This window comes from Neisseria sp. 19428wB4_WF04, assembly GCF_015235335.1.
GTDB classification, from domain to species: domain Bacteria; phylum Pseudomonadota; class Gammaproteobacteria; order Burkholderiales; family Neisseriaceae; genus Neisseria; species Neisseria musculi.
The window spans coordinates 1-232 of sequence record NZ_JADGLG010000248.1 but is presented as its reverse complement, the minus strand read 5'-3'; the positions used below and the strand labels follow the sequence as shown (position 1 = coordinate 232).

Annotated in this window: 1 protein-coding gene; it reads right to left on the bottom strand. The window is 63.8% G+C overall.

The features are described 5' to 3' along the window. Nucleotides 1-232: Ig-like domain-containing protein (locus tag IR141_RS14335; protein WP_167743249.1), on the bottom strand; the 232-nt coding region annotated here is incomplete at both ends.

Genomic DNA, 232 nt, shown 5'->3' with positions numbered 1-232 from the left:
GCGCATCGGTTTTGCCGCTGATGGTCGGGGTGTTGTCGCTGCTGTTGTCCGGCGCGTCTACGCTGATCATCGGGGCGGTGGTGTCGACCGAGCCGTTGTCTTTGGCTTTGCCTTCGTTGCCGGCGGGGTCTTTCACCGAAGCTTCGGCGGTGTAGCCGCCGTCGGGCAGGGCTTTGGGCACGTCTACGCTGTAGCTGCCGTCTGCCTTGACGGTGGTGGTAACGGTTTGGCT